Source organism: Nocardia sp. MH4 (assembly GCF_019266065.1).
Classification (GTDB): domain Bacteria; phylum Actinomycetota; class Actinomycetes; order Mycobacteriales; family Mycobacteriaceae; genus Nocardia; species Nocardia canadensis.
This window is the reverse complement of sequence record NZ_LPNR01000049.1, coordinates 1-26,493: the sequence shown is the minus strand read 5'-3', so window position 1 is coordinate 26,493 and position 26,493 is coordinate 1. Positions and strand designations below refer to the sequence as shown.

General features: G+C 70.3%; 26 protein-coding genes. 10 read left to right on the top strand and 16 right to left on the bottom strand.

Going from position 1 to position 26,493, the window contains the following annotated elements; translation table 11 throughout:
• The 3 genes from ATM97_RS03015 to ATM97_RS03005 form a co-directional block, all read left to right on the top strand.
• Positions 1–555: diiron oxygenase (locus tag ATM97_RS03015; protein ID WP_218716382.1), on the top strand; the 555-nt coding region annotated here is incomplete at its 5' end.
• A 76-nt stretch (positions 556–631) separates the two neighbouring features.
• Positions 632–1,981 (top strand): lipase family protein, encoded by a 1,350-nt coding sequence (locus tag ATM97_RS03010; RefSeq protein ID WP_218716381.1) that lies wholly within the window; start codon positions 632–634, stop codon positions 1,979–1,981.
• 57 nt (positions 1,982–2,038) lie between these two features.
• Positions 2,039–3,082 (top strand): alpha/beta fold hydrolase, encoded by a 1,044-nt coding sequence (locus ATM97_RS03005; protein WP_308248353.1) that lies wholly within the window; start codon positions 2,039–2,041, stop codon positions 3,080–3,082.
• A gap of 73 nt (positions 3,083–3,155) precedes the next feature.
• On the opposite strand, the gene fadD5 is transcribed toward ATM97_RS03005, so the two are convergent.
• The 3 genes from fadD5 to ATM97_RS02990 are packed head-to-tail and all read right to left on the bottom strand — an operon-like array spanning position 3,156 to position 6,540.
• On the bottom strand, positions 3,156–4,730 hold the full coding sequence (gene fadD5, locus ATM97_RS03000) for a fatty-acid--CoA ligase FadD5 (RefSeq protein ID WP_218716380.1): 1,575 nt from the start codon (positions 4,728–4,730) through the stop codon (positions 3,156–3,158).
• A 20-nt stretch (positions 4,731–4,750) separates the two neighbouring features.
• Positions 4,751–5,557 (bottom strand): enoyl-CoA hydratase-related protein, encoded by an 807-nt coding sequence (locus ATM97_RS02995; RefSeq protein WP_218716379.1) that lies wholly within the window; start codon positions 5,555–5,557, stop codon positions 4,751–4,753.
• The gene (locus ATM97_RS02990; protein WP_218716378.1) at positions 5,554–6,540 is read right to left on the bottom strand and encodes a nitronate monooxygenase family protein; all 987 of its coding nucleotides are present in this window, start codon (positions 6,538–6,540) and stop codon (positions 5,554–5,556) included. The genes ATM97_RS02995 and ATM97_RS02990 overlap by 4 nt, the downstream gene beginning before the upstream one ends.
• Positions 6,541–6,761: 221 nt before the next feature.
• Between ATM97_RS02990 and ATM97_RS02985 the strand changes: the two genes are divergently transcribed.
• Together ATM97_RS02985 and ATM97_RS02980 are read left to right on the top strand one after the other, a co-directional pair.
• Positions 6,762–8,270 carry an aldehyde dehydrogenase family protein gene (locus ATM97_RS02985; RefSeq protein ID WP_255586821.1) on the top strand — a complete coding sequence of 503 codons (1,509 nt, stop codon included), beginning with the start codon at positions 6,762–6,764 and terminating at the stop codon, positions 8,268–8,270.
• Positions 8,271–8,308: 38 nt separating this feature from the next.
• The gene (locus ATM97_RS02980; protein WP_218716377.1) at positions 8,309–9,454 is read left to right on the top strand and encodes an acyl-CoA dehydrogenase family protein; all 1,146 of its coding nucleotides are present in this window, start codon (positions 8,309–8,311) and stop codon (positions 9,452–9,454) included.
• Positions 9,455–9,505: 51 nt separating this feature from the next.
• Here ATM97_RS02980 and ATM97_RS02975 read toward each other — a convergent pair whose 3' ends face one another.
• From ATM97_RS02975 to ATM97_RS02960, 4 genes are all read right to left on the bottom strand, one after another.
• Positions 9,506–10,762 (bottom strand): TetR/AcrR family transcriptional regulator, encoded by a 1,257-nt coding sequence (locus tag ATM97_RS02975; protein ID WP_218716376.1) that lies wholly within the window; start codon positions 10,760–10,762, stop codon positions 9,506–9,508.
• Complete coding sequence (locus ATM97_RS02970; RefSeq protein WP_374104822.1) at positions 10,759–11,145, bottom strand: hypothetical protein; 387 nt, start codon at positions 11,143–11,145, stop codon at positions 10,759–10,761. The genes ATM97_RS02975 and ATM97_RS02970 overlap by 4 nt, the downstream gene beginning before the upstream one ends.
• Before the next feature lie 61 nt (positions 11,146–11,206).
• On the bottom strand, positions 11,207–12,358 hold the full coding sequence (locus ATM97_RS02965; RefSeq protein ID WP_218716374.1) for a hypothetical protein: 1,152 nt from the start codon (positions 12,356–12,358) through the stop codon (positions 11,207–11,209).
• A 10-nt stretch (positions 12,359–12,368) separates the two neighbouring features.
• Positions 12,369–13,295, bottom strand: coding sequence for a metal-dependent hydrolase (locus tag ATM97_RS02960; RefSeq protein ID WP_218716373.1), 927 nt, complete (start codon positions 13,293–13,295; stop codon positions 12,369–12,371).
• Positions 13,296–13,429: 134 nt separating this feature from the next.
• On the opposite strand from ATM97_RS02960, the gene ATM97_RS02955 reads away from it, so the two are divergent.
• A complete protein-coding gene (locus ATM97_RS02955) occupies positions 13,430–14,050 on the top strand; it encodes a TetR/AcrR family transcriptional regulator (protein ID WP_218716372.1) in 621 nt (206 codons plus the stop codon).
• On the opposite strand, the gene ATM97_RS02950 is transcribed toward ATM97_RS02955, so the two are convergent.
• Together ATM97_RS02950 and ATM97_RS02945 are read right to left on the bottom strand one after the other, a co-directional pair.
• On the bottom strand, positions 14,034–14,849 hold the full coding sequence (locus ATM97_RS02950; protein WP_218716371.1) for an SDR family oxidoreductase: 816 nt from the start codon (positions 14,847–14,849) through the stop codon (positions 14,034–14,036). The genes ATM97_RS02955 and ATM97_RS02950 overlap by 17 nt on opposite strands.
• 5 nt (positions 14,850–14,854) lie before the next feature.
• Positions 14,855–15,637, bottom strand: coding sequence for a crotonase/enoyl-CoA hydratase family protein (locus ATM97_RS02945; RefSeq protein WP_218716384.1), 783 nt, complete (start codon positions 15,635–15,637; stop codon positions 14,855–14,857).
• Positions 15,638–15,877: 240 nt separating this feature from the next.
• Here ATM97_RS02945 and ATM97_RS02940 point away from each other — a divergent pair, with 240 nt between their 5' ends.
• Positions 15,878–16,297, top strand: a complete 420-nt coding sequence (locus ATM97_RS02940; protein WP_218716370.1) for a YciI family protein — start codon at positions 15,878–15,880, stop codon at positions 16,295–16,297.
• Positions 16,270–17,595: an RNA polymerase sigma factor gene (locus ATM97_RS02935; protein WP_218716383.1), complete on the top strand. Its 1,326-nt coding sequence runs from the start codon at positions 16,270–16,272 to the stop codon at positions 17,593–17,595. Before ATM97_RS02940 ends, ATM97_RS02935 begins: the two co-directional genes overlap by 28 nt.
• Positions 17,596–17,598: 3 nt before the next feature.
• On the opposite strand, the gene ATM97_RS02930 is transcribed toward ATM97_RS02935, so the two are convergent.
• A complete protein-coding gene (locus ATM97_RS02930) occupies positions 17,599–18,396 on the bottom strand; it encodes an LLM class flavin-dependent oxidoreductase (RefSeq protein WP_218716369.1) in 798 nt (265 codons plus the stop codon).
• Positions 18,397–18,501: 105 nt separating this feature from the next.
• Here ATM97_RS02930 and ATM97_RS02925 point away from each other — a divergent pair, with 105 nt between their 5' ends.
• A complete protein-coding gene (locus ATM97_RS02925) occupies positions 18,502–19,857 on the top strand; it encodes an MFS transporter (RefSeq protein ID WP_218716368.1) in 1,356 nt (451 codons plus the stop codon).
• Positions 19,858–19,895: 38 nt separating this feature from the next.
• On the opposite strand, the gene ATM97_RS02920 is transcribed toward ATM97_RS02925, so the two are convergent.
• From ATM97_RS02920 to ATM97_RS02895, 6 genes are read right to left on the bottom strand one after another with little or no spacing between them, the layout of a single operon-like run.
• Complete coding sequence (locus ATM97_RS02920; RefSeq protein WP_218716367.1) at positions 19,896–20,372, bottom strand: nucleoside deaminase; 477 nt, start codon at positions 20,370–20,372, stop codon at positions 19,896–19,898.
• A complete protein-coding gene (locus tag ATM97_RS02915; protein WP_218716366.1) occupies positions 20,369–21,349 on the bottom strand; it encodes an ornithine cyclodeaminase family protein in 981 nt (326 codons plus the stop codon). Before ATM97_RS02915 ends, ATM97_RS02920 begins: the two co-directional genes overlap by 4 nt.
• A gap of 29 nt (positions 21,350–21,378) precedes the next feature.
• Positions 21,379–22,305, bottom strand: a complete 927-nt coding sequence (locus ATM97_RS02910) for an ABC transporter permease (RefSeq protein WP_218716365.1) — start codon at positions 22,303–22,305, stop codon at positions 21,379–21,381.
• Entirely contained in the window at positions 22,302–23,447 is a 1,146-nt protein-coding gene (locus ATM97_RS02905; protein ID WP_218716364.1) for an ABC transporter permease, read from the bottom strand. The genes ATM97_RS02910 and ATM97_RS02905 overlap by 4 nt, the downstream gene beginning before the upstream one ends.
• A complete protein-coding gene (locus ATM97_RS02900) occupies positions 23,444–25,000 on the bottom strand; it encodes an ABC transporter ATP-binding protein (RefSeq protein ID WP_218716363.1) in 1,557 nt (518 codons plus the stop codon). Before ATM97_RS02900 ends, ATM97_RS02905 begins: the two co-directional genes overlap by 4 nt.
• Before the next feature lie 4 nt (positions 25,001–25,004).
• A complete protein-coding gene (locus ATM97_RS02895) occupies positions 25,005–25,997 on the bottom strand; it encodes a BMP family protein (RefSeq protein ID WP_218716362.1) in 993 nt (330 codons plus the stop codon).
• Positions 25,998–26,184: 187 nt separating this feature from the next.
• Here ATM97_RS02895 and ATM97_RS02890 point away from each other — a divergent pair.
• A partial coding sequence (locus ATM97_RS02890) for a GntR family transcriptional regulator (RefSeq protein ID WP_255586827.1) occupies positions 26,185–26,493 on the top strand: 309 nt, incomplete at its 3' end.

Here is a 26,493-nt window from a genome sequence, read left to right as displayed (position 1 = left end):
GTCGGCATGGGCACCATCGACCGCAAGCTGACGATGATCATCTGGCCCGCGGTGAAGTACTTCCCCGAGCTGTTCTTCACCATGATCCTCGGCGGCGAGGAACCGATCGATCACCTGCAGAAGTCGCTGCTGCGCGGTGGCGTGGACATGCATCCGATGGTCCACCGGGTGATGCAGATCCACGTGGCCGAGGAAGCCAGGCATATCTCGTTCGCGCACGAGTACCTGCGCAAGAACGTGCCGTCGATGAATCCGCTCACGAAAACCGTACTGTCGGTGGCCTTCCCGATCGCCATGCGGGTGATGCTGTCGATGATCGCGACGCCGCCGAAGGAATTCGTGGACAAGTTCGGTATCCCGGACGAGGTGATGCGCGAGGCGTACTGGGGCAGCCCGGAGTCACAGGCCACCAAGCGTGACGTCTTCGGTGACGTGCGTGCGCTGGCGGTCGGCACCGGCCTGATGAACCCGGTCGCCAAGCTCACCTGGCGTCTGCTCGGCATCGACGGCGCGGCCTCTCGCTATCGCAGCGAGCCCGCCCGCCGGGCCGCCTGAACCACGACGATCCGCTCCGACGGGCCGGTCTTCGATAGCCGGCCCGTCATCCGAACCCTTTCTCTGGAGTACTCCGTTGACTGCCGACCCCACCCGATCGCGCGCCGAGACCTGGTCGGCCCCCGCCTGGGCCGTCCTGCCCGACAACGACCCGTTCTATCAGCCACGGGCCGGATTCGAGCAGCACGCCGAGGGCACGATCCTGCGGTCGCGACCGATCGAGCTCGCCGCCTTCGGCCTGATCCCGCTGAAGGTGACCGCGTGGCAGTTGCTGTACCGCACCACCGACCTGAACGGACGGCCCGAAGCCGCGGTGACAACCGTGATCGCACCGGTCGGCGGACCCGGACCGGCGACGCCGCTGCTGTCGTTCCAGTGCGCGATCGACGCGGTGTCCTCGCGCGGCTTCCCGTCCTACGCGCTGCAGCGCGGCTCGCGCGCGATCGGCACGTTCGCCCACGTCGAACTCCTGTGTTTCGCCGACGCGCTGAGCAGGGGCTGGGCCGTCTCCATCCCTGATCACGAAGGCATGCTCGGTGCCTGGGGCGCCCCGCGCGAGCCCGGCTACCGGGCCCTCGACGGCGCCCGCGCCGCGCTGTCCTTCGCACCGCTGGGCCTGGATCCGCGGGCGCAGGTGGGTCTGTGGGGGTACTCCGGCGGTGGCCTGGCGACCGCGTGGGCGGCGGAGATGGCGCCCACCTACGCGCCGGAGCTCGACATCGTCGGCGCGGTCCTCGGCTCTCCGGTGGGGGATCTGCTCTCGACCTTCCATCGGCTCAACGGCAGCCTGCACGCCGGCCTGCCGACCCTGGTGGTGTCCGCGCTGCGCCGGGTGTATCCGGCCTTCGACGCCGTCCTCGGCGAGCATGTCAGCGAAGCGGGTCACGCCGTGCTCGAACGGGCGGCCCGCTCGACCACCGGTGGGTCGGTGCTGCGTCTGGCGCGCTATCACGTCGACCGGCACACGACCATGCCGATCGCCGAGCTGCTCGCGCTCGAGGAACTGGTGGCGGTGTTCGCCGATGCCGAACTCGGCACCAGGGCGCCGTCGGCGCCGCTGCTCGTCGTCCAGGCGGTGCACGACCAGATCATCGCGGCCACCGATATCGACGCCCTGGTCGACCGCTATCGCGCCCACGGCGCGCACGTCACCTACCTGCGCGACCGGCTCAGCGAGCACATCACGCTGCTGGCGTTGTCGACCCCGCTGAGCCTGAACTGGCTGGCCGACCGGTTCGCCGGCGCGCCCGCGACACCGTCGCAGACGCGCACGGTGTGGAGTGTGCTCGGGCTGCCCGCGGGCAGGCACGGCCTGGCCGGGTTCGTCCGGGCTGCCACGCAGGTGCTGTTCGGACGGCGGCTCTCCGGCCCGGCGACCGGGCCCGCCGCCGGTACGCGGGCAGGCGCGGACCGCCACGCGGCGTGACGACTCGACAGGTGAGCACCGCCCGGCGGCGGTAGCGGTGAAGTGAGGGGTTCTGTGGTGCTGGGGATCGTGGCCGACGCGCGCCGGGCGGTGCGCAATGTGTGGTCGGTGTCGTTCGGTGACGGGCTCGAATCGGCGCGGCCCGCGCCGTCGAGCACGGTGTACGCCGGTGCGCACCGGCAGTTGCGGCGCTTCGACCGCGCGACACCGGGCACCGGGAACCCGGTCCTGCTGGTGCCGCCGCTGGCGGTGACGCCCGCCTGCTTCGATCTGCGTCCGGGCCAGAGTCTGGTGCGCTTCCTGCTGGCGCAGGGCAGGCAACCGTATGTCCTCGACTACGGCCGATTCGGTTACGCCGACCGCGATCTCGGGCTCGAGGACTGGACGCACGACATCCTGCCCGAGGCGATCCTGCGGGTCGCGCACGAGCACGACGGGCCGGTCGACGTCATCGGCTGGTCGCTGGGCGGTGCGATGGCACTGCTCGCCGCGGCCGCCCACCCCGACCTGCCGATCGCCTCGATCACCGGCCTGGCCACGCCGATAGACCAAGCACGCACCCCGATGCTGGTGCCCCTGCGGTGGGCCGCCCGGGTCACCGGCGGCCGCGAGATGGCCGTGGCCACCCGGCTGATGGGCGGGATTCCCGAGGAATTCGTGCAGCTCGGCTTCCGCTTGCAGGCCATCGACCGGGAGCTAGCCCGGCCGATGTTCCTGCTCCGCAACGCCCTCGACACCGAGGCGCTGGCCAGGATGGAAGCCACGGACCGTTTCATGTCGAGCATGCCCGGCTATCCGGGCCGCTCGTACTGGCAGATCTATCGCAGCCTGGTGCTGCGCAACGAACTGGCCGACGGATCGATCCGGCTGCGCTCCGACCTGGTGATCGAGCTGGCCAAGGTCACCTGCCGGGTGCTGCTGGTCGGCAGTCGCGCCGACCTGGTCGTGCCCGCCCGCGCGGTGCGGCGCGGGCTGGACATCCTGCCGAACGCCGCCGAGACCCACTTCGTGGAAGTCCCCGGCGGACACCTCGGCCTGCTCGCCGGTCCGGCCGCGGCCGAGACCACCTGGCCGGCGATCGAGGAATTCCTCGGGCGCTGACCGCGGCCCACGCTGCCGAAAGGGTCCCGGCGGACTGGTGTTCCGAGTCTGCCGGGACCGGTGATCGATGTGCTCAGTTGCTGGTGACGGGCGCCGAACCGTGCAGCTTGCGCAGTTCGTGCTTGACCACCTTGCCGCCGGCATTGCGCGGCAGCATGTCCACCACGACGAGGTCCTTCGGGTGCTTGTAGCGGGCCAGGTGGGCGTTGAGGTGCTCCTCGAGATCGGCGAGGCCGATCGCCTCGGCGTCCTCGACGGCGACGATCGCCACCGGTACCTCGCCCCACTTGTCGTCGACGCGGCCGATCACCGCGGCCTCGCGGATCCGGGGATGGCTGAAGAGCACGTTCTCGACCTCGGCGCAGTAGATGTTCTCGCCGCCGGAGATGATCATGTCCTTCTTGCGGTCGACGACGTAGACGAATCCCTCCTCGTCCTGGCGGACCAGATCGCCGGAGTGGAACCAGCCGCCGGCGAACGCGTCGGCGGTGGCGCGCGGGTTGTTCCAGTACTCGCGCATCAGGGTCGGCCCGCGATAGACGATCTCGCCGATCTCGCCGGGCACGACGTCGTTCATCTCGTCGTCCACGATCCGGGTGGCGATGGTCGGGATCGGCTTGCCGACCGACCCGAGCTTGCGGATCGCGTCCTCGCCGTCGAGCACGCAGGTGATCGGCGACATCTCGGTCTGGCCGAAGACCGCCACATTCAGCGCGTCGGGGAAGGTCTCGGCCATGGCGCGCAGCACCGTGTCCGAGGCGGGGGCCGCGCCCCAGCTGATCACACGCAGGCGCAGATCACGCTGTGGCACCGAGGGATCGGCGCAGACGATCTGCCACTGCGCCGGGACCAGGAACACCGAGGTGGCGCGCTCGCGCTCCCAGGCGTCGAGGACCTCGGTGGCGTCGAAGGCCTTGAGCGGATGGATCACCGTCAGCGAGCCGAGCACGAAACAGGAAGCGATCGAACCCAATCCGGCGATGTGGAACAGCGGCGACGCGCAGAAGGCGATGTCGTCGCTGCTGTAGCGCATGGCGCGGATACAGGTGAGCGCCTGGGCGTTCATGTTGAGGTGGGTCAGCACCGCGCCCTTGGGGTTTCCGGTGGTGCCGGAGGTGTACATGATCAGGGCGGCGGTGTCCTCGGGCACGTCGAGCGGCTCGTGCGGTTCGCCCTCCTCGGCGAGCAGGTCGTCGTAGCCGAGCATGCCCTCACAGGTGCCGACGCCGACCACGATGCGGGTGTCGAGCCCGCCGGTCTGCGCGGCGACCGCGGTGACCAGCGGGGCGAACATCGCTTCGGTGATGATCGTCGAGGCGCCGCTGTCGGTGACCAGGTAGGCGATCTCGGGCGGGGTGAGCCGGAAGTTCACCGGGACCGCGATGGCGCCGAGGGTGTTGATCGCGAACACCGATTCGATGTACTCGGTGTTGTTGAGCATCAGGATCAGCACCCGATCGCCCGCCCCGACACCGCGCCGGGCCAGGGCGTCGGCGAGCTTGTGCACCCGCTCGTGCAGCTCGCGCCAGGTAGTGGTCTCGCCGAGGTAGCGCAGCGCGGGCGCGTCCGGGATGGTGGTGGCGTGGATCGCGATCTGGTTCATCCAGTGATTGCGTCGCGAGCGCATCGGTTCTGCGGCAATGGACATCGTCGTCTCCTCGAAGGGAACTAGGCCGGGTCGGCGATCGGGCGGGGAGCGCCGGCGAAAATCGGGGCGCGGCGGGTCAGCATCGCGGTCATCCCCTCCAGGAAGTCGGCGGAGGTGAGCAGTTCGGTCTGGCCGTCCTTCTCCCGCGCGAGCGCGCCGTCGAGCTCGGCCAGGGTCGCGGCGTTGATCGCGGCCTTGGTCAGCTCGAGTGCCCGGCGGGGACCGGTCGCGAGTTTCGCGGCGACGGTGCCGACGTGCTCGGTGAGGTCCGCGGCGGGCACGGACCGGGTGATCAGGCCTGCCGCGGCGGCCTCGGTCGCGGGCAGGCGCGCGCCGAGCAGCGCCATCTCCGCGGCCCGCGCGCGTCCCATCGCCGCGGCCACCATCGCCGTCGCGCCACCGTCGGGCATCAGGCCGATGGAGGTGAACGGCAGCAGCAGGTAGGTGTCGTCGGCGGCGTAGATGAGATCGGCGGCCAGCGCGATCGAGGCGCCCACCCCGGCAGCGGGCCCGTTGACCTGCGCGATCACCGGCAGGGGCGAGTCGACGATCGCCCGGATGACGCTGTTGGCAGTGTCCATCACCAGTTCCGGCGTCGCCTCGTTGCCGCCGGCGGCGGCCGCCGCGGCGAGGTCGGCGCCGGTGCAGAACGCCTTGCCCGCGCCGGTCAGCACGATCACCCGGGTGGTGGGCTCGGCGGCGGCCGCGGTGATCGCCTCGGACAGTTCGGCCATGGTCGCGAGGTCGATCGCGTTCATCCTGGCCTGACGATCGATCGTGATGCGCAGGACACCGTGCTCGGAGTCGACGTGCAGGCTCTCGCTCATCGGGCGACCGCCTCGACGATCGTGCCCGACAGCCGGCCCGCGATGAGGTCCTCGGCCTCGCGCACGATGCGCGCGACCAGTTCGGCACAGGTCGGGATGTCGTGGATCAGGCCCTGACACTGACCGACGCTCCAGATGCCTGCGTCGACGTCCCCGTCCTCGTAGACCTTGCGGCCACGCGCGCCCGCGACCAGCTCGCGCACATCGGCGAATGTGCCACCGGCGCGCTCGATCTCGACGACCTGGCGGCTGACGGCGTTGTCGGCGACCCGGGCGGTGTTGTTCATGGTCCGGAAGATCAGCTTGGTGTCGAGCTCGGTGTTGGCCACGATCTGCTCCTTGACCGTGTGCGCGATCGGCGACTCCACCGTGCACAGGAACCGGGTGCCCATGTTCACGCCGTCGGCGCCCAGCGCCATCGCCGCGACCAGGCCGCGCGCGTCGGCGATGCCGCCCGAGGCGATCATCGGGATCTCGAGTTCCCGGGCGGCGGCGGGGATCAGCACCAGGCCGGGGGTGTCGTTCTCCCCGGGGTGACCGGCGCATTCGAAGCCGTCGATGCTCACCCCGTCGACGCCGACCTGCTGGGCCTTGAGCGCGTGCTTGACGCTGGTGCACTTGTGCAGCACCTTGATCCCGGCGTCCTTGAGGAAGGGCAGATGGGTGGCCGGATTGCCGCCCGCGATCTCTACGATGGGCACACCGCCGTCGATGATCGCCTGCCGGTACTCCTCGTACGGCGGCGGCGTGATCGACGGCAGGATCGTCAGATTCACCCCGAACGGCTTGTCGGTGAGGTCCCGGGTGCGGGCGATCTCCTCGCGCAGTGCCTGCGGCGTGGGCTGGGTCAGCCCGGTGACGATGCCCAGGCCGCCCGCGTTCGACACGGCCGCGGCGAGCTCGGCCCGGCCGACCCACATCATTCCGCCCTGCACGATCGGGTGCTCGACACCGAAAGCCTCGGTGAATCGGGTGCGCAGCATCGCGCCCTCCCTCCGGATTCGACGTTCCCGTCGGTCGCATTCCGCTGGGAATGCTTTGCAACCGACGAGAACCATGATTAACTTAACGAGAATTGTGATTAACTTAACGGCGGTCGGCGCGACCTGTCAACAGTCCGCGCCGCCCCATTGGATCCCAGGAGTGTCCTGCTCGGCCGTCCGGCCGCGGGATGACCACCGAATTGGCTGAAGGATGGTCGAGGATGACCGAAACCCCCACTACCGCCCCTGTTTCTGCGACAATGATCGCCACCGCCAACCCGGCCACCGGCGCGCCGGTCGGCAGCTGGCCGGTCGACGACGACGCCGCGGTCGGCGCCGCGGTCGCGCGTGCCCGCGTGGCGGCGCAGACCTGGCGTGAACTCGGGTTCACGGAGCGGAAGCGGGCCTTACAACGGTGGGCAGCCCACCTCGTCGTCCACGTCGACGAGTTCAGCGCGCTGATCAGCGCCGAGAACGGCAAGACCGTCGACGACGCCTATCTCGAGGTGGTCACCGCCGTCGAGCACCTGAACTGGGCCGCGGTGAACGCCCGCAAGATCCTGGGGCCGAAGAAGGTGTGGCCCGGGATGATGATGGCCAACCACGAGGCCGTGATCGAGCAGCGACCGCACGGCGTGGTCGGCGTGATCGGGCCGTGGAACTATCCGGTGTACACGCCCAACGGCTCGATCGCCTACGCCCTGGCCGCGGGCAACACCGTCGTCTTCAAGCCCAGTGAGCTGACCACCGGCGTCGGCCACTGGTACGCCGACGCGTTCGCCGCGGCGAATCCCGAACTGCCCGAGGGCATTCTGAGCGTGGTGTCCGGTGCCGGAGAAACCGGCCGCGCGCTGGTCGAATCCGGCGTCGACATGATCGCGTTCACCGGGTCGACCGCGACGGGCAAGCGGATCATGGCGGCCGCCGCCGCGCGCCTCACCCCGGTCGTGCTGGAATGCGGCGGCAAGGACGCCGCGATCGTCGCCGAGGACGCCGACATCGCCGCCGCGGCCGACGCGATCGCGTGGTCGGCGATGGCCAATTCCGGGCAGACCTGTGTGGGCACCGAGCGCTGCTATGTCGTCGCCTCCGTGCTCGACGAGTTCCTGGCCGAGCTCACCAAGCGGGTAAGCGACCTGCGGCCCGGAACCGGTCCGGATGCCTCCTACGGTCCGATGACCCTGCCGAGCCAGGTCGACGTGATCACCAAGCATGTCGAGGACGCGCTGGCCAGGGGCGGTACCGCCGTCGTGGGCGGGCCCGCATCGATCGAGGCGCCGTTCGTCGGCCCGATCGTGCTGCTCGACGTGCCGGAGGATTCGGTCGCGGTCCGGGAGGAAACCTTCGGGCCCACCCTCACCGTGCGCTCGGTGCGCAATGTCGAGGAGGCCATCGAGCTGGCCAACGCCTCCGAGTACGGGCTCGCCTCGTCGGTGTTCTCGCGCAAGCGCGGCATGGAGATCGCCCGGCAGCTGCGCGCGGGCGCGACCTCGGTGAACAGCCCGGCCGCCTACGCGGCGATCCCGGCGCTGCCGTTCGGCGGCGTCGGCGAGTCCGGGATCGGCCGTATCCACGGCGCCGCCGGCCTGCTCGGGTTCACCCGGCCGCACTCGATCGCGCGGCAGCGCTTCGTGATTCCCGGCATGGCGTTGCTCTCCTTCGCCCGCACCGAGTCGACGCTGTCGACGGTGCGCAAGCTCACCGCTCGCCGCTTCGGTCGAGCCAAGTAGACCCATCCATCGATCGGTACGGAAAGAAGAGGGACAGTATGGGCGTCGAATTCAGCCCGGAACAGAAGGATTTCGCCGCGGCAGTGGCCGCGTTCGCCAAGCGCGAGGCGGGGACGCGGGAGCAGCGTGACGCGCTGACCGATCACGACAAGGAACAGCACAATCCCGGCGTGTACGCGAAGATGGCCGAGCTCGGCTGGCTGGGTTTGACCGTGCCCGAGGAGTACGGCGGCTCGGACGCGTCGATGGTCGACATGTGCATCCTGCTCGAGGAATCACTGCGCGGCATGCTCCCGATCGGCGCCATCGGCCCGACGCTGATCACCGGCGGCGCCTACGCCAAGTTCGGTACCGAGTCGCAGAAGGACACCGTGCTGCGCGGCATCGTGCGCGGTGCCTCCCAATCGATCTCGATGTCGGAGCCCGAGGCGGGTTCGGATGTGGGCAACCTGTCGACCAAGGCGGTCAAGACCGCCGACGGCTGGCTGATCAACGGCCAGAAGACCTGGTGTTCCAACGCGCACATCTCCGAGAACATCCTGCTGGTGGCGCGCACCTCGAAGGAGGGCGGCAAGCACGACGGCATGACGATGTTCCACGTGCCCGCCGACACCCCCGGTCTGCAGATCACGCCGATCGAGCTGATGGGCAATCAGAAGGAGACCAACGACCTGTACTTCACCGACTGCGTGCTGCCCGAAGACGCGGTGGTCGGTGAGGAGGGCAACGGCTGGCGTCAGCTGATGACCGGGCTCAACTTCGAGCGGCTCATCCTCGCCGCCATGAGCCTGGGCGCGGCCGAGCGGGCGTTCGAGGACACGATCGCCTTCGTCACCCAGCGCAAGCAGTTCGGCAGGCCGGTCGGTTCGTTCCAGTCGCTGCGGCACCGCCTCGCCGATCTGGCCACCGAGATCGAATGCACCAAGCTGCTGATCTACAGCGTGGCCAAGGAAGCCGACGCCAACCCGACCAAGGTGCTGGCCCGGGAGGCCTCGATGGCCAAGCTCAAGGCCACCGAGGTGAGCAAGCGGGTGGCGCTGGAGGGCATGCAGATGATGGGCGGCTACGGCTACGCCCGCGAATTCGACATGGAGAAGCACGTCCGCGGCGCGCTCGTGTCGACCATTTTCGGTGGTACCAGCGAGATCCAGCGCGACATCATCGGTCGTACCCTGGGTCTGTAGCGGTCCACCGACCCCTCGCCGCCGCTCCCTCTCGCAGGCGGCGGCGAGGGGTCAGGCGTGGCCGAACAGGGTGGTGCGGTGCAGGGTGGTGACGCGGTTCTGGGGGGCGATGCCGTCGTCGCCGAAGGCGCGGCCCAGGTCGACGACCAGGGCGAAGCCGGCGTGTACCAGGATGCGGGCCTCGGCGTCGGAGAGCTCGGGGCGGACCTGGACCAGGAGTTTGGTCCACTCGGCGATGACGAGCTGCTGGATGTGCTGCAGGGTCACCCGGTCCTCGGCGGCGACATTGCCGAACTCGGCGTAGTACACGTAGGTCAGCGCCCGCTCGGCGAAGGAGCCCTCGACGTACAGGTCGATCAGGCCAGACAGCGCGTCGGCGGGGGTGGCCGACGCGGCGACCATCGGGCCGATCGCGCCCGAGACGATGTCGGCCGCGCGGCGGAACGCCGCGGCGAGCAGGTCGCTCTTGCTGCGGTAGTAGCGATACACGGCCGAGGCGGTGGCCAGGTCGGCGGCGGTGGCGATGTCTTCCACGCTGACGTTCTGATAGCCACGCTCGTGGAACAGTTCGACCGACTTCGCCAGCAGCACCTCGTGCATGAACGGCGATCCGGGCTCCGGCTCGGCCGGGAGCGCCGTGGGCTCCGGTGTGGGCAGCTCGACGTCGATCAGCGCCCGGCAGGTCGCGGCCAGCAGGGGCGTGAGTAGCCGGGTCGGCAGGGTCGCGTGGTGATCGCCGATGCTGCTGACCACACTGAACACCGCCACCGAACGGACCGCGACATCGTCGCGGGCGAGCCCGGGGCGCACCTCGCGCACGATGCCGCCGAGCAGGCGCACGGCCTCGGCGAACTTGCCGTCGAGCGCCTGGCGGTCGTCGTCGTCGAGGTAGCGGCGTTCCCAGCGGACCAGCGCCGTGGTCGACCGGTTGGCGACGGTCTTGGCGATGACGGCGTCGATGACGTGATCGAGGCGTTCTCGCGGTGTCCACGCGTCCGCGTCCTCGGGCAGTGTCACCGCCTGCACGGTCACCTCGGCCAGGCGGAACAGCTCCTCGCGGAAGAGCGCGTACTTGCTGCGATAGTGCCGATACAGCGCCGCCGAACTGATCCCGAGCCGACCGGCGATGTCCTCCATGCTCACACCGTGATACCCGTGCGCGCCGAACGCGGTGGCCGCTTCCGCCGCGATCTGGGCGCGCCGGTTCTTCGGCCGCCGCCGTACCACCCGTTCCGGCGCAGCCGTCTGCGTACCGGCTTCGGGCGCATTCGTTTCGGCCCGATGGTCGGTGTGGTCGGTGACGCTCATGGATCGATCGTACGGAGCCGCGCGTGTCGCCCGGACCCGTGGTCGCCACACCGCGTGTCTATCCGGTGCTTGCGCCGGTGGTATCGCGCGACAACTGAACGGCGAGGGCACCGAGGATGAGTACCAGCGCCAGGACGACGAGCCAGGCGGGCAGCCAGTAGCTGCGCGGCGGCCACGTGGGCGTCGGCCAGCAGGGTCTCGGCGCCCGCCGCGAACACGACCAGACCGGCGACCACGCCGTAGATCGCGTTCAGCCCGAGATGCACGGCCGCGATCGGGTCGGCGCTGCTGGTCAGATGGTCGACCACCTGCTGCTCGGCGCGGGCGAAGTACATCTGCCACAGGCAGACCAGCGCGAGGAAGAAGCCGAGGGCGAGGGTGATGCTGATGCCGAAGGGCCCGTGCGCGGTGGCGACATCGCGAACGGGCCCTTCGTCGGGGGTGCTAGCTGGTCACCGGGGTGTTCTCGACCGCCGGTGCGGGCGTCTCGGCGGGAACGCGGGGCAGCGTGAACGTCGCCACGACCGACAGGACGGCGACGACGAAGCAGGCCAGGGTGTACCAGAGGTTGCCGATGGGGTCGCCGTTGGTGGTCTGCCCGTCGACCGCGTCGAAGAACGCGGGCAATGCGGTGATCCAGAGACCGGCCAGCACGACCAGATACACGATGGCGTAGCGCTGGACGAAGGGGTTGGTATAGCGCGGTTCCGTCGCGCCGCCGCGGCGCAGCTCGCGCCAGCGCCGGACCAGCACGACCGCCGCCACCACCGAGAGCGCGATCAGCTCCAGCGCGTAGACCACGCCGCGCACCGTGGTGCTCCCCGCGCCGAGCGCCGTCGCGGGCAGCGGCAGCAGGAAGGTGCCGACCGAGGCCAGCAGGCCGATCACCACCGTGCGCCAGACCAACTCGACACCGCTGAAGTCGCGGCCCTGGTCGACCTGACGTCCGACGAAGTACTGCACGCAGAACGCCAGCGACATCGGCCACAGCGCCGCGAACACCACGACACTGCCCACCGGAACCGAGTCGAACATCGGCTGATTGAGGGGGTTGTCGATCGACCACTCCCACCACCGCAGCTGCGGCCCGAGGTGGTCGAAGATCTCGTAGAACGCGTGGTGCACGAAACCCACACAGGTCGCGCCGACGAGGACGCCGTAGCGGCGGAAGACACCGAGCATCCGGACGATCCCGAAGGCCAGCGTGGCCATCAGCGGATAGATCGCGACGATGTAGATCGGCAGCCTGCCCCACAGGAAGTCGACGGTGAACACGTTGTGCGCGAACATCGTGTCGACGTGCTCCTCGATGCCGAACGCGGCGGGGAAGTACAGCGGCGGCTCGATCACGAACAGGTAGGCGGTGGCGCCGAACCACAGCACCAGATCGGTGGGATCGCCGTGGCGGCGCAGACGCAGGATCGCGTAGACGAGCGCGAGCACCGCGCCGAGCACGATGGTGAGTTCGAGGACGGGCAGGGTCCAGTTCTCGAGGGCGAACGGATTGCGGAACTCGACGAGTCCGCCGGCCTCCTCGCAGGAGAAACCCAGCTGGGTGGCGAGATCGGCGAAGGTGGGGGAGCAGTGCTCGGCCATCGGGGTGCTCCTAGGAACTCACGGAATCGGCGGTGTACCAGCGGGTGACGTCGTAGCCCTCGTCGTAGCGGCGGAACCACTCGTCGGCGAGCGCGGGCAGATTCTCGTGCGCGGGATTGTGCCGCGGCATCTGACTGCGGATGATGCCGCCCAGGGCGACGAGCTGCTCACCCAAGCCGAGATCGTCGAACGCGCGTGGCATGGTGCCGTTGTCGGCGGGGCGCAGCCCGGGCAGCAGCCGCCGCAGGGTCTGCCCGCGCCGGTAGTTGGCGAACATCGACAGCGCGTCGACCTGCCGATCCGCCAGGGGCACATGCTCGTTGAACCCCTCGCAGGCCACCCGGATCACCTGCAGGACGTGCCGGAAGATCGAGGGCGCCACCCGCATCCGGTACAGCTCGCTGTTCACCACGGAGTTGAAGATGATCAGCGCCGAACTGCGGTGCTCGACCTCTTCGACGAAGTGCCAGATGAACAGGGAGGCCACCCGGTCGTCGCCGGGGGCGAACAGGGTGGCGTCGTTGTCGAGCATCAGCTTGAACACCGGCGTGAAAGTGGCCTCGAGATCGGCGGTGTAGGCCAACCGGTACTTGACCGGGGTGCTCGCGGTGAGCTTGTCGAACTCGGCGATCACCGCGTCGAGGGTCTGCTGCAGGCCGGGGTAGCGCCGGATGAGTGCCTTGACGTGCTGGCGGTGGGCGGTCGAGTGCTGACCCTCCTGGCGCATGAACGCGTCGGCCTCCTCGGCCACCTCGGGGTCGGTGATCTGCGGCTTCGCCTGCGTGATCAGCTGCACGATCATCTTCTCGAAGCCGATCGCCAGAAACGACACGGCGTTGGCCATCGAGGAGAAGGCCGGGTTCTGCGGGTTCCACAGGAACGGCACATCGTAGTCGGCGAAGGCGAAGTCCATTTTGCGGACGTGGAGTTCGGTCACGGTGGAGTACCTCGTTGTCTCGGGCGTGCGCGAGCCGCTCGGATGGATTGAGGTAATCATACGAATAGGCCGTCGTGTGTATGATCACTTTCGCGGAATTCGCGCTGACCTGGGGTTGTGCTAGCGTCCACCCGGTGGCGCGCAGACGTGGATGGGGTGGCAGTCCACCGGTGGACGATGCGGAGGCGTCGGCGCGGATCATCGCCGCGGCCGTGGATCTCATCGGCCGGACCGGCGCGGAGATCAGCATCGCCGACGTCGCGGAATCGCTCGGGGTCATCCGCCAGACCGTCTACCGGTATTTCCCCAGCGCCGACGCGCTGATGACGGCCGCGGCCATCGCCTCGGTCGACGGCTTCCTCGACCGGCTGACCGCGCACGTCACCGGGCTCGGCGATCCGGCCGACGCGATGATCGAGGCCGTCGTCTACACCCTCACCGAGGTCCGCCGGACCCCGCACCTGGGCATCTTGCTGTCGAGCTCCTACTCGAACCTGCACGCCGACAGCCTCACCTCCGACGAGGCACAGGCCTTCGGCATGACGATGATCCGGCGCTTCGATGTCGACTGGCCCGCCTACGGATACGACGAACCGGCCCTGCGCGACCTCGTCGAGTACGCGCTGCGCACGATGCAGTCGTTCTTCCTCTCCCCGGGCGATCCGCCACGCACCGACGACGAGCTGCGGCGCTACCTGCGCCGGTGGATGGGCACCGCGATCAGCGCCCAGACGGCGTTCACGCCGGGCCGCTGAGATCGGCCAGGGCCGTGTCGACGTCGGGCCCGGTCAGCGCGTGCCGGACGCTGCGCAGGACCAGCCGGCGCGGGCGCGGGCAATCCGCGGGCTCGGAATCGATGTCGGTGGGCACGATGCGCGCCGGGGCGCCGAGCCGGTCGCGCACCCGGGTCAGTAGTTCGTAGCGGCTCACCGTCTCCGGGCCCGCGAGATGGACCACGCCGGTCTCGTCGAGGAGCTGTTCGAGCAACGGCGCCAGACTGGGCAGATACAGCGGCGTGCCGACGATGTCGGTGCGCGCCGGGATCGAGGGCGCGGCGAAGCGGGCGAGGAATTTGTCCGAGCGAGGGCTGCGGCCGTAGACCAGCGGCAGCCGCACGACCAGGTGCCCGGCGCGGGCGAGCACCCGCTGTTCGGCACCGGCTTTGGTGCAGCCGTAGACATTGATCGGGGTGCGCAGCGCCGTTTCGTCGTAGGTGTCGCGGGTGCCGTCGAAGACGTTGTCGGTCGACAGGTACACCAGTTTGGCGCCCGCGTCGTCGACCGCGTCCAGCAGCGCCGCCATCGGCGCCACATTGGCCGCGTAGGCGGCGTCCGGATCACGTTGGGCGGTGGCCAGATCCACGATGCCCGCGGTGTGGATGACCACGTCGACGCGGTCCGCGACGAGCGCGCGGACCGCCGCGGCGTCGGCGAGATCCAGGGGTATGAGCCCGGCTCCGCGCCGGCTGGTCCCGACGACCTCGTGCCGTGCGCCGAGTTGCGCGTGTAGCGCGCCGCCGACGAAGCCCGAGGCGCCGAGGATCAGGATCCGCATGGTGGTCAGCGGGCCTGCCAGTTGGGCTTGCGCTTCTCGGCGAAGGCGAGGGTGCCTTCGCGTACGTCCTCGGTGCGCGCGACGCCCATGATCTCGCGGTTGGTCAGGTCCCAGGCGGCGTCGTCGTCGATCTTGCCGTCGACGAGACCGAGGGCGACCCGCTTGCTCGCCTGCACCGCCAGCGGCGCGTTCGCGGCGATCCGGCCCGCCAGCTCGAGCGCGGCGTCGAGCACCAGATCGGCCGGGACCACCCGATTGATCAACCCGAGCTCGAGCGCCCGCGCGGCGGTGATCGGTTCGCCGGTCAGGATCATCTCCATGGCGACCTTGCGCGGCAGCTGCTCGGGCAGCCGGAACGCGCCACCGGCGGCGGCGAACAGGCCACGGGCGACCTCGGGCAGGCCGAAGGTGGCCGTCTCGGCGGCGACGGCGAGGTCGCTGGCCAGGACGAGCTCGGTGCCGCCACCCAGCGCGAAACCGTTGACCGCGGCGATGGTGGGCTTGCTGATCGGGTGGCGGACGTAGCCGGCCAGGCCCCACGCCTCGTTGCCCGGCGCCAGGATGTTCTCGCCGCGACCGATCGCCTTGAGGTCGGCGCCGGCGCAGAAGGCGCGCTCGCCCGCGCCGGTGAGCACGACCGCGCGGATCAGCGGATCGGCCTCGGCCTGCTCGAGCGCCGCGCCCACACCGGTGCTGACCTCGGCGTCGACCGCGTTCATGGCCTGCGGCCGGTTGATGACGACGACCAGCACATGCTCGCGTTGCTCGACGAGGACTGCGCTCACGATGGACTCCTAGACTCTCTGCCCGTCCGCTGACACGCGTGACAGGTCCCCTCGAGATGTATCACGTTGGGGCGCGATGGGTCCTCGGATCGGGCTACTCGCCGGTTCTCGCGCGGTCGCCGGTGGCTGTGGAAAACTCGGGGAAGAATATTTCGGTCGGTTGTCGATCGGTGTCGCAGCCCGTTCGACCTAGGGATGAACACGTACCCGCACCGGGTCCACGCCTACCCGAGGAGACAGACCATGAAGTACATGCTGATCATGCGCGCGACCGACGACGCCTGGGCCAAGGCCGCCGAGCTCGACTTCGACGAGATGCTCGAAACGATGGGCAAGTTCAACGACGAACTGATCCGGGCCGGCGTGCTCGTCGCCGCCGAGGGCCTCGACGACGCCGCCGAGACGGTGGTCGTCGACTACGCCTCGGAACCCCCGATCGTGACCGACGGGCCCTACGGCGAGACCAAGGAACTGTTCGGCGGCTACTACATCCTCAACGTCGCCTCCAAGGAGGAGGCGGTGGAATGGGCCAAGCGGATGCCGATGACCGGTCCCGGCGTCAAGACCGAGATCCGCCGCGTCCCCAGCATCGACGAATTCCCGCAGGACAACAAGTGGATCCTGAAGGAGCGGGCCTGGCGCGAGGCCACCGGGCAGCTCTGAACCGGACGACGGTGATTCAGTCCTCCGGCCGGGAGGCGGTCGCGGCGGTCTGGCGGATCGAATCGGCCCGCATCGTCGGCGCGCTCGCCCGCTACACCGGCGACTTCGCGATGGCCGAGGATCTCGCGCAGGAAGCGCTCGCCGAGGCACTGGTGACCTGGCCGCGCGACGGGGTGCCGCGGCAACCGGCCGGCTGGCTGCTCACCGTCGGCCGCCGCCGGGCGATCGACGCCTACCGGCGGCGCGCCGCGCTCGACGACCGGTACGCCACGCTCGCCGGACATCTCGGTGAGGGTGGCGTGCTGACCGGCGGCGAGGCGGCCGACCCGGTCCGCGCTGCCGAGGCGGTGCTGTGGGATCCCGACCAGATCGACGACGACGTGCTGGCGCTGATCTTCATCGCCTGCCACCCGGTGCTCTCGCGAGAGGCACGGCTGGCGCTGACCTTGCGCGTGGTCGGTGGCCTGACCAGCGACGAGATCGCCAAGGCGTGCCTGGTGCCGACCGCTACCGTGCAGGCCAGGATCACCAGGGCGAAGAAGACGCTCGGCGCGGCCGAGGTCGCTTTCGAGGTGCCGCCCGCCGCCGAGCGCCACGCCCGCCTCGGCTCGGTGCTCGGGGTGATCTACCTGATCTTCACCGAGGGCTCCTCGGCCAGCGCGGGCGAGGACCTCATCCGCTTCGACCTGGCGGGCGAGGCGCAGCGCTTGGCCCGGGTGCTGGCTCGGCTCATGCCCGGCGAGCCCGAGGTGTACGGACTGCTGGCGCTGCTGGAACTGACGGCGGCGCGGTTTCCGGCCCGGACCCGGCCCGACGGCGAGCCGGTGCTGCTCGAGCAGCAGGACCGCCGCCGCTGGGACCACTCCGCGATCCGGCGTGGCCGGGCGGCGCTGGCCAAGGCCGCCCAGGTCGGTCGCGGGCTGGGCGCCTACGGGCTGCAGGCCGCGATCGCCGAATGTCACGCCGTCGCACCGTCGGTCGAGGCGACGAACTGGGAACGGGTGGTGCTGCTCTACGAGGCGCTGGGCCGGCTCGCGCCCTCGCCGGTGGTGGAGCTGAACCGGGCCGTGGCGGTGTCGATGGCCGACGGGCCCGCCGCCGCGCTGCCGATCGTCGAGGAGCTGGCGGCCGGGGGAGCGCTGGGGCAGTCGCACCTGCTGCCGAGTGTGCGCGGGGAGCTGCTGCTGCGCCTGGGCCGCACCACGCAGGCGCGCGAGGCATTCGCCGAGGCGATTCGCCGGTGCGGGAACTCACGGGAAAAGGCGGTCCTCGCAGGCAAACTCGCCGCCCTCGGCTGAACGCTACCCCGGGCCGCGGCGCACGGCCGCGAGTGCGTCGGCGCGCGAGCAGATCATCGGCAGCGCGGTCAGCCACCAGGTCGCGCCCGCGCGCACGTACGCCTCGCGCTCGCGGTCGTCGGCCGCGGCGATGACCACCTCGAAACCGGACAGGTCGCCCCGGTGCTCGGCGATGATCCTCAGCATCTCGACGAGCTGATCCGGGCTCGCCTCGGGACACAATCCGTCGAAGCGGGCCGCGCGCCGCAGGGGCGCCTGCTTCACGGATTGGGCGGCCACCCAGATCGGGATGCGGGGGCGCTGTACCGGCCGGGGCAGGAATCGCAGTCCGTCGACCCGGTAGGCGGGTCCGTCGTGGTGTACGGCCTCCCCCGACCAGAGTGCGGTGAGTACGGTCAGTGCCTCGTCGAGGCGCCGGGCGCGATCGCGCGGGGCGGCGACCTCGCCGAGCCGGGAGAACTCGCCGGTCGCCTCCGAACCCAGGCCGACCCCGAGGGCGAGACGGCCACCGCTGAGCAGATCGAGCGCGACCGTCTCGCGGGCCAGGTCCTGCGGTCGCCTGCGCGACAGCGGCGTCACCCGCGGACCGAGTACCACCCGGCTGGTCGCGGCGGCGATCGCGGCCAAGCCGATCCAGGCGTCACCGACGGCGAGCCCCGGCTCCTTCGGACGGGCCACGTGGTCCCAGAGGAAGACGCCGTCGAAACCCGCCGATTCCGCCTCGGCCGCCAGCTCGGCCAGTACCCGAGGGTCGGCGAGTTCACCGAACGGCGGCAGATAGACCCCGTGGCGCAGCGGCATCTTCGCAGTGTAAAAGGGGTCTCGGGGGAATCGTCGCACAGTCGTAAAGTTTGTCCGCCCCCTTGTCGGGTAGCCCGTAGAGGCGACGACGAGAGGTTTGTGTAGATGTCACAGGAATCGAAATCGGTGCTGCATCGCGCGATCGGTGCTTCGGCGATCGGCAATGCGGTCGAATGGTTCGACTACGGCGTCTACGCCTATCTGGCGACCTATATCGCCGCGTCTCTTTTTCCCGGTGACGGTGCCGGGTCGAGCGTCGTCTACACGCTGCTCGGATTCGCCGTTTCCTTTTTGATCCGCCCGATCGGCGGCATGATCTGGGGTCCGCTCGGCGACCGGATCGGCCGCAAACGGGTGCTGGCGACGACCATCGTGCTGATGGCGGCCTCGACGCTGGCCGTCGGCCTGATCCCCAGCTACGAGGTCATCGGGATCGGCGCGCCGATCCTGCTCTACCTGCTGCGGATGGTGCAGGGCCTGTCGGCGGGCGGTGAATACGGCGGTGCGGCGACCTTCATGGCCGAATACGCGCCCGACCGCAAGCGTGGATTCTATGGCAGTTTCCTGGAAGTCGGCACGTTGGCCGGTTTCACGCTCGGCAATCTGGTCGCCCTGCTGCTGGTGAATATTCTCGACGATCCGGCCATGGAATCGTGGGGCTGGCGAATTCCGTTCCTCATCGCCGCGCCGCTCGGTCTGGTCGGTATGTATCTGCGGAGCCGGGTGGAAGACACGCCGGTCTTCCGCGAGGTCGAGCGCAACGACGAGACCGAGGAAACCGTCGGCGTCTATCGCGATCTGGTCACCAGATATCTGCGCCCGGTGCTGACCCTGTTCGGTTTGGTGATCGCGCTCAATGTCGTGAATTACTCGCTGCTCAGCTACACGCCGACCTATCTCGGCAACACCCTCGGCATGGCCGAATCCGACGCGCTGCTGGTGCCGTTGATCGGTCAGGTCGCGATGCTGGTGACGCTGCCGTTCCTCGGCGCGCTCTCGGACCGGGTGGGCCGCAGGCCGATGTGGCTGGCCTCGTGTGCGGCGCTGATGATCGTGGTCATCCCGGTGTACAAGTTGATCGGCAGCTCGCTGACCGGCGCGATCGTCGGCTTCGCGATCCTGGGCATGCTCTATGCCCCGCAGCTGGCGACCATCTCGGCGACTTTCCCCGCCATGTTCCCGACGATCGTGCGCTTCGCCGGCGTGGCGATCGGCTACAACGTGGCCACCTCGCTGTTCGGTGGCACCGCTCCGGTGATCAACCAGGCGCTCATCGATGCGACCGGCGATCACCTGTTCCCGGCCTACTACATGTTCGGCGCCTGCCTGGTCGGCCTCGTCGCCGCCTACTTCCTGATCGAGACCAAGGGTGTCTCGCTGCGCGGCACCCAGGTGCCGGGCACCCCGGAGGCGATCGAGGAACAGCGCGAGCTGGGCGACGATCCCGTCCCGGCCCGCTGAATCGGTGCCGGTCGCCGTCGCGGCGACCGGCACCGGGCTCAGCTCGCCGCGGCGGCGCGGAACACCGCCAGTGCCTCCTCGCCCAGGTGCGGCCCGCTGACCTGCACCGGCACGTTCGACGTGGCGACCAGATCGGCGCAGGTCAACGCGAAACTCGGGCCGCCGGGCAGGATCTGGCCGAACTCGGCCGACGCCGCGGCGAACACGATCCGCCCGACCTGCGCCCACACCATCGCGGCCGCGCACATCGGACACGGTTCGCCGCTGGCGTAGACGGTCGCGCCGCGCAGTCGGTCGGCCTTGCCCGCGGCGGTGGCCGTGGTGATCGCGGCCAGCTCGGCGTGCGAGGTGATATCGCCGCTGCTGCTCACCGCGTTCTCGCCCTCGGCGACGACATGACCGTCACGGTCGACGGCGACCGCGCCGAAAGGGCGATCACCGCGCGCGGACGCCTGGCCGGCGAGCTCGATGGCCCGACGCAGGTGGGTGAGGTCGTTCTCGGTGAGTGCGGTCATGCGCTGAGGTCCACTTCCGTTCCGATGCCGTTGGCGCGAGCCTTGTCGATGAGCAGGCGGGCGGCGGCCAGGTCCTGCAGGCCGATGCCGACCGAGTTGAACAGGGTGATGTCGCGATCGCCGGTGCGGCCCGGTGCCCGCCCCGCGACAACCTCACCCAGCTCCGTGCCCACCGCCGCTTCGGTGATCGCGCCCTCGGCGATGGCCAGCAGCGTGTCACCGGACTTGGTGAGCGTGGTGCCGATCGAGTCTACGACGACCGTCGCGCGGCGCAGGGCCTCGCCGTCGACCTCCCGGTGATCGGCCCGCGGTGGTGCGCCGACCGCGTTGACGTGCAGTCCGTCGCCGAACCACGCGCCGCGCACGATCGGCTCCCGCGAGGGCGTGAGCGTGCACAGGATGTCGGCGGCCCGGGTGACCGCCTCGGGCGAGGGTTGCGCCCGCACCTCGAGTCCGAGATCGGCGACCGCCGCGCGGAACCGTTCGACGGTCGCGATGGACCGTGACCAGACCAGGACCGTCGTCAGCGCGCGCACCTGGGCGATCGCGCGGGTGTGCTCGACGGCCAGCCCGCCCGCCCCGATCAGGCCGAGCACCGAACTGTCCCGGCGTGCCAGGTATTTCGTCGCCACCGCGCTGGCGGCGGCGGTGCGGACGGCGGTCACGAGCCGCCCGTCGATGAGCGCCTCGCAGGCGCCGTCGACGGCCGAGGTCACCAGGATCGCCGAGCGCTGCACCGGCAGCCCGCGCTCGCGGTTGGCGGGCAGATCGGCGAGCAGTTTCACCGCGGCGGCGCCGGCGGATTCGGCGGCCGCGACCATCGGCACGAAGGCCGCGCCGCCGAGCGTCACGGCGGGCGGTGCGGGGACCAGCGCGGTGCCGAGCGCGAGATCGGCGTGCGCGCGTTCGACCGCGGCCAGCACCTCGGCGCGGTCGAGGACGGCGGCCACATCGGAATGCGACAGGATCAGAGTCAACGCGGGTGCTCCTCGAAAGCGGGGACGGGTCAGGACGTTCGGGCGAAGGCGACGGTCAGGTCGCGCGGCGAGCGGCTGTTGCCGACCAGGCCGCTGACGGCGACGATCGCGATCAGGTAGGGCAGCATCACCAGCAGGGCGAACGGCACGTCGACGCCCAGCGCGGGCAGCGCGAACTGCAGTGCCTGCGCGAGGCCGAAGAACACCGACGCCCAGATCACCCCGAGCGCGCGCCACCGGCCCGCGATCACCGCGACCACGGCGAGATAGCCGATGCCGCCGGTCATGTTGTCGCTGAACGAATGCACCTCCGACAACGCCAGCTGGGCACCGCCCAGGCCGGCGGCGACCGAGGCCAGCAGCACGCATCCGTAGCGGACGGCCCGCACGGACAGGCCGGTGCGGTCGGCGGCGACGGCGTCCTCGCCGATGGCGTCGACGACCAAGCCGAGCTTGGTGCGCCGGGAGAACACGATCGCGAGGACGGCGACGACGGCGATGCACAGGTAGCCGAGCGCGGTCTGGCCGAACAGGGCGGGACCGATCACCGGGATCCGGTGCAGCAGCGGAATCGCCAGCGGGTCGAAGCCGGGGACGGCGTGCCCCTTGCCGTCGGCCAGCAGCAGCCGCGCGCCGTAGGTGGTCGCGCCCAGGGCCAGCGCGTTGGCGGCGATGCCGACAACGATCTGGTCGGCCCGCAGGCCGATGCTCCAGACCGCTTGCAGCACACCGAAGATCAGCGCGGCGATCACGGCGGTGAGCGCGCCGAGCACCGGCGAACCGGTGGTGACGGCACCCAGCACACCGGCGAAGGCGCCGGTCAGCATCATCGCCTCCAGGCTCAGATTGAGCACGCCCGCGCGTTCGCTGACCAGTTCGCCGCTGGCGGCGACCAGGATGGGCAGGGTGAAACCGATACCGCTGGTGGCGATGTCGGTGACCGTGTCGAGGCTCATCGCGGCGCTCCTGCCAGGTCGGTGGAATCGGCGGTGTCGATCGGGGAAACCGTCGGTGGCGAAGCGGGTTCGGACCTGCGCCACGATCGGGTCCACAGCGCCGCGCCCGCGATGAACACGATCATCAGCGACTCGACGACCGAGATGGTCGAGGCGGGCACGTTCGCCGCCAGCTGCAGATTGATCCCGCCGGAGACGAGGAAGCCGAGCAGCAGCGAGACGGCGACGACGGCCGACAGCGAGCCACGGGCCAGCAGGCCGACCACCAGGCCGGAGAAGCCGTACCCGGAGGAGAAGCCCTCGGCGAGCACGAACGGCGCGGTGGCGACGAGCAATCCGCCCGCGACGCCGGCGAACGCGCCCGCGGCCGACAGGCTCAGGAAGCGCAGTCGCTGTACCGGCAAGCCGAGCCGGGCCGCCGCGTCGGGGTTGAGCCCGACCGCCCGCAGCCGGGTGCCGAGCGCGCTGTGGCGCACCAGGATCGCCGTGCCGACCGCCGCAGCCACCGCGATCCACAGGGCGATCGTCGCGGGGGAGCGCTCGATGCCGAGCAGCGGCAGATGCGCCGCCGGGGTGAGCGGTTCGGATTGCGGCAGCGTCTCCGAGGACGTCACCGGCTGGCGCAGCAGCGCGGGTTCGTGCACCACCAGCAGCACCAGCGCCAGGCCGACGAAGTTGAGCAGCAGCGTGGTGATGATCTCGCTGGTGCCGCGCCGGACCCGCAGGTACGCCGCGATGGCCGCCCACAGCCAGCCCGCCGCCCCCGCACCCACGATGACCGCGGGCAGGGTGATCGCGGCGGGCGCGCCGGTGAGAGTGGTGCCGATCGCGGTGGCGGCGATGCCGCCCGCGCAGATCTGACCCTCCCCACCCACATTCACCAGTCCGGCCCGGTGCGCGATGGTGAAGCCGACCGCCACCAGCATCAGGGTCGCCGCCACATTGAGCGAGGCCCCGATCGCGTAGTCGCTGCCGAACATGCCCTCCCACAGGGCGGTCATCGTCGCCGCGGGCGCGGCACCGGCCGCGGCGGCCAGAAGCAGTCCGATGACCCCGGCGGCCAGCATCGCCGCCACGGCCACGACGAGCGGTTGATGCGCCCACCGGCGCAGGGGGATTCGGTTCGCGAGCGGAGCGATCATGCCGCGACTCCCATCATGAGTTCGCTGATCTGCTGGGCCGCCGTCGGATCGGCGGTCTCGACCGGACCGGCGAGCGCGCCGCGATAGGCGACGAAGACCCGGTCGCACAGGGCGAGCAGCTCGGGCACCTCGCTGGACACCACGAGCACCCCGCAGCCGTCGGCGGCGGCGCGGCGCAGCTGGGTCAGCACGAAATCGACCGCGCCGATATCCAATCCGCGCGTCGGCTGGGCGGCCACCAGACAGCGCAGGTTCGCGGTGGACAGCTCCCGGGCGAGCACCACCTTCTGCTGATTGCCGCCCGAGAGCGAGCCCATCGGTACCCACGGCCCCGCCGCCCGCACGTCGAACCGCTCGAGTTCGGCCTGCGCGGCCCGGCCCATGGCGCGTTTGTCGAGCAGGCCGAACCGGCGGAACCGGCCGAGCTGCCCGAGGAACAGATTCTCGGCGATCGTCATGTCGGCGACCATCGCGTCGCGGTGCCGGTCCTCGGGGACCACCCCGAGCCCGAGCCCGGTGCGGGTGGCCGGACGCGCCGCGGTGATGTCGGTGCCGTCGAGGGTGACGGTGCCGCCGGTGACCGCGGCACCGCCCGCCAGCACGGTGACGAGTTCGCTCTGCCCGTTGCCTTCCACACCGGCGATGCCGACGATCTCGCCCGGCCGCACCGCGAGCCGGACCTCGTCGAGCGCGACGCTGCCGTCGGGGCGTCGCGCGCTGACGCGGTCGACCGCGAGCACCGGGGCGGTATCGCCGAGCTCGGTCGCCGCGCGCGCCACCGGTTCGGCCGCCGTGTCCAGGCCGAGCGTGGCGGCCACGGTCGGGTCCAGATCGGCGGCGGTGCGTCCGACCATGGCGGTGAGCAGTTGCGCGATACCGGTGTTCGACATCCGCCCGCCCCCGGCCACCGTGCCGCGGCGCAGCACGGTCGCGGCGTCGGCGACCCGGGCGACCTCGCCGAGCTTGTGGGTCACCAGGACCACGGCCTTGCCGTCGGCGGCGACGGCGCGGCAGGTGTCGATCAGCGCATCGATCTCGGCCGGATCGAGCACGCCGGTCGGTTCGTCGAGCAGGATCAGCGACGGATCGCGCAGCAGCGCTTTGACGATCTCGACCTTCTGTCGCGCGCCGACCGGCATGGTCGCCACCCGCTGGTCGAGATCGACGCGCAGCCGGTAGCGGCGGGCGATCTCGTCGAGCCGGTCGGTCAGCTCCGCCCGGCGCATCCGCACGCCCCGCTGGGTGAGCAGCAGGTTCTCGGCGACGGTCATGGTGGTGACCAGGCTGAAGTGCTGGTGCACCATGGCCACGCCCGCGGCCATCGCGGCGGCGGGGGAGTCGGGCCGGAACTCGGTGCCGCCCAGCGTCATCCGGCCCGTGTCGGGCCGGTAGCCGCCGAAGACCAGGTTGCACAGCGTCGACTTGCCCGCGCCGTTCTCGCCGAGGACACAATGGACGGTGCCGGATTCGACGGTGACGTCCACATCGTGCAGGGCCTGCACGTCACCGAAGCTCTTACCCAATCCCTGCAGGGTCAGTGCGGAAGCGCTCATCGGGTCAGTACGGCTCGACCGCGCCGGTGGACAGGGCCGTCTTCGCCTTGGCGAGCGCGTCGGCGACGGCCGCGTCCTTGCTGCACAGCACGAAATCGGTGCCGTGGTTGGGCGAGGTGAGCCCGAAGCGGACATTCTCGGCCTTCCATGAATTGTCCAGCGCGGCGTTCACGGCATACTCGACCTCGGCGCCGATGTCGGTGTGCACGTAGCCCAGGTAGACCGGATTGGTGCAGTCGCCGGGGATCGGGCCGCCGACCATGGCCGCGCCGGATTGGGTCGCGGCCTGCTCCATGCCCGCCTTGCCGAGGTTGACGATCTGGCCCAGCGCGCCCGCGCCGGCGCCGTAGTCGGCCAGGGCGGCCTGCTTGGCCTTGGCCGGATCGTTGAAGTCGCCGACGTACTGCGGGGTGAGCACCTTCACGTCGGGCCTGGCGAACCGGGCGCCGTTGCCGAAGGCGTTGGCGGCGTTGACGATCGCGGGCAGTTCGACGCCGCCGACGAAGGCGACCGCACCGGTCTTCGCGCCCGCCGCCGAGACCGCGCCGCTGAGGAATTCGGCCTCGGCCTGCTGCGGGTCGTAGTAGGCGAGGTTGGCCATCGGCGCGGCGTCGGCGGGACCGCCGATCTCGACGAACTTCACATTCGGGAACTGGGGGGCGACCTTGCGCACATCGGCGTCGGTCTGGCCGCCGAGGGAGATCACCAGGTCGTTGGTGGAAGCGAAGCGGACCAGGGCCTGCTGGTAGTCGCTGGCGGCGACCTGTTCGACCTTGCTCAGTTCCACCTTGTCGCCGAGTTTGTCGGCGATGCGCTGGTACCCGAGATACCCCGACTGCATGAAGCCGGTGTCCGACAGCGAGCCGGGGAAGAACACGCCGACCTTGAGCTTGCCGCCCGAAGCAGCGGAATCGGAGGATCCGCAGGCCGACAGCAGGGCGGCGGCGGCGAGAGCGGCCGAGCCGAAGGCGATCGCGCGCCGAGTGGACTTGTGCACGGGGTACTCCTTGATCGAACGAACCGCTCACTTAGCGGTATACCGTTAAGTGTCAGCTTCGTGCCCGCAGATGACGGGCGGATTACCGAAACGTAAGAAACGGTCGCCGGTGGCCCGCGGTACTACCGTGGTGGACGTGCAGGCGCGGAAGGATGGTGCGGTGGCGGAGGAACCTGCGAAGAAATCGCTGCGGGATCGGGCCTACGAGGAGCTGCGCGACCGGATCATCGACCTGCGACTGAGCCCCGGTCAGCGGCTGGTCGAACGCGATCTCGCGACCGAACTGGCGATCTCCCGGATTCCGCTGCGCGAGGCGCTGCAGATGCTCGAGCGCGAGGGGCTGGTCGTCATCGTGCCGCGGCAGGGGGCCATCGTCGCGCCCTTCACCGTGACCGATGTGCGCGATCTGTTCGACGTCCGCGAGAGCCTGGAGGTCCTCGCGGCCCGCCTGGCCGCCGAACGCGCCGCCCCCGCCGACCGCGCCGCGCTGCGCGAC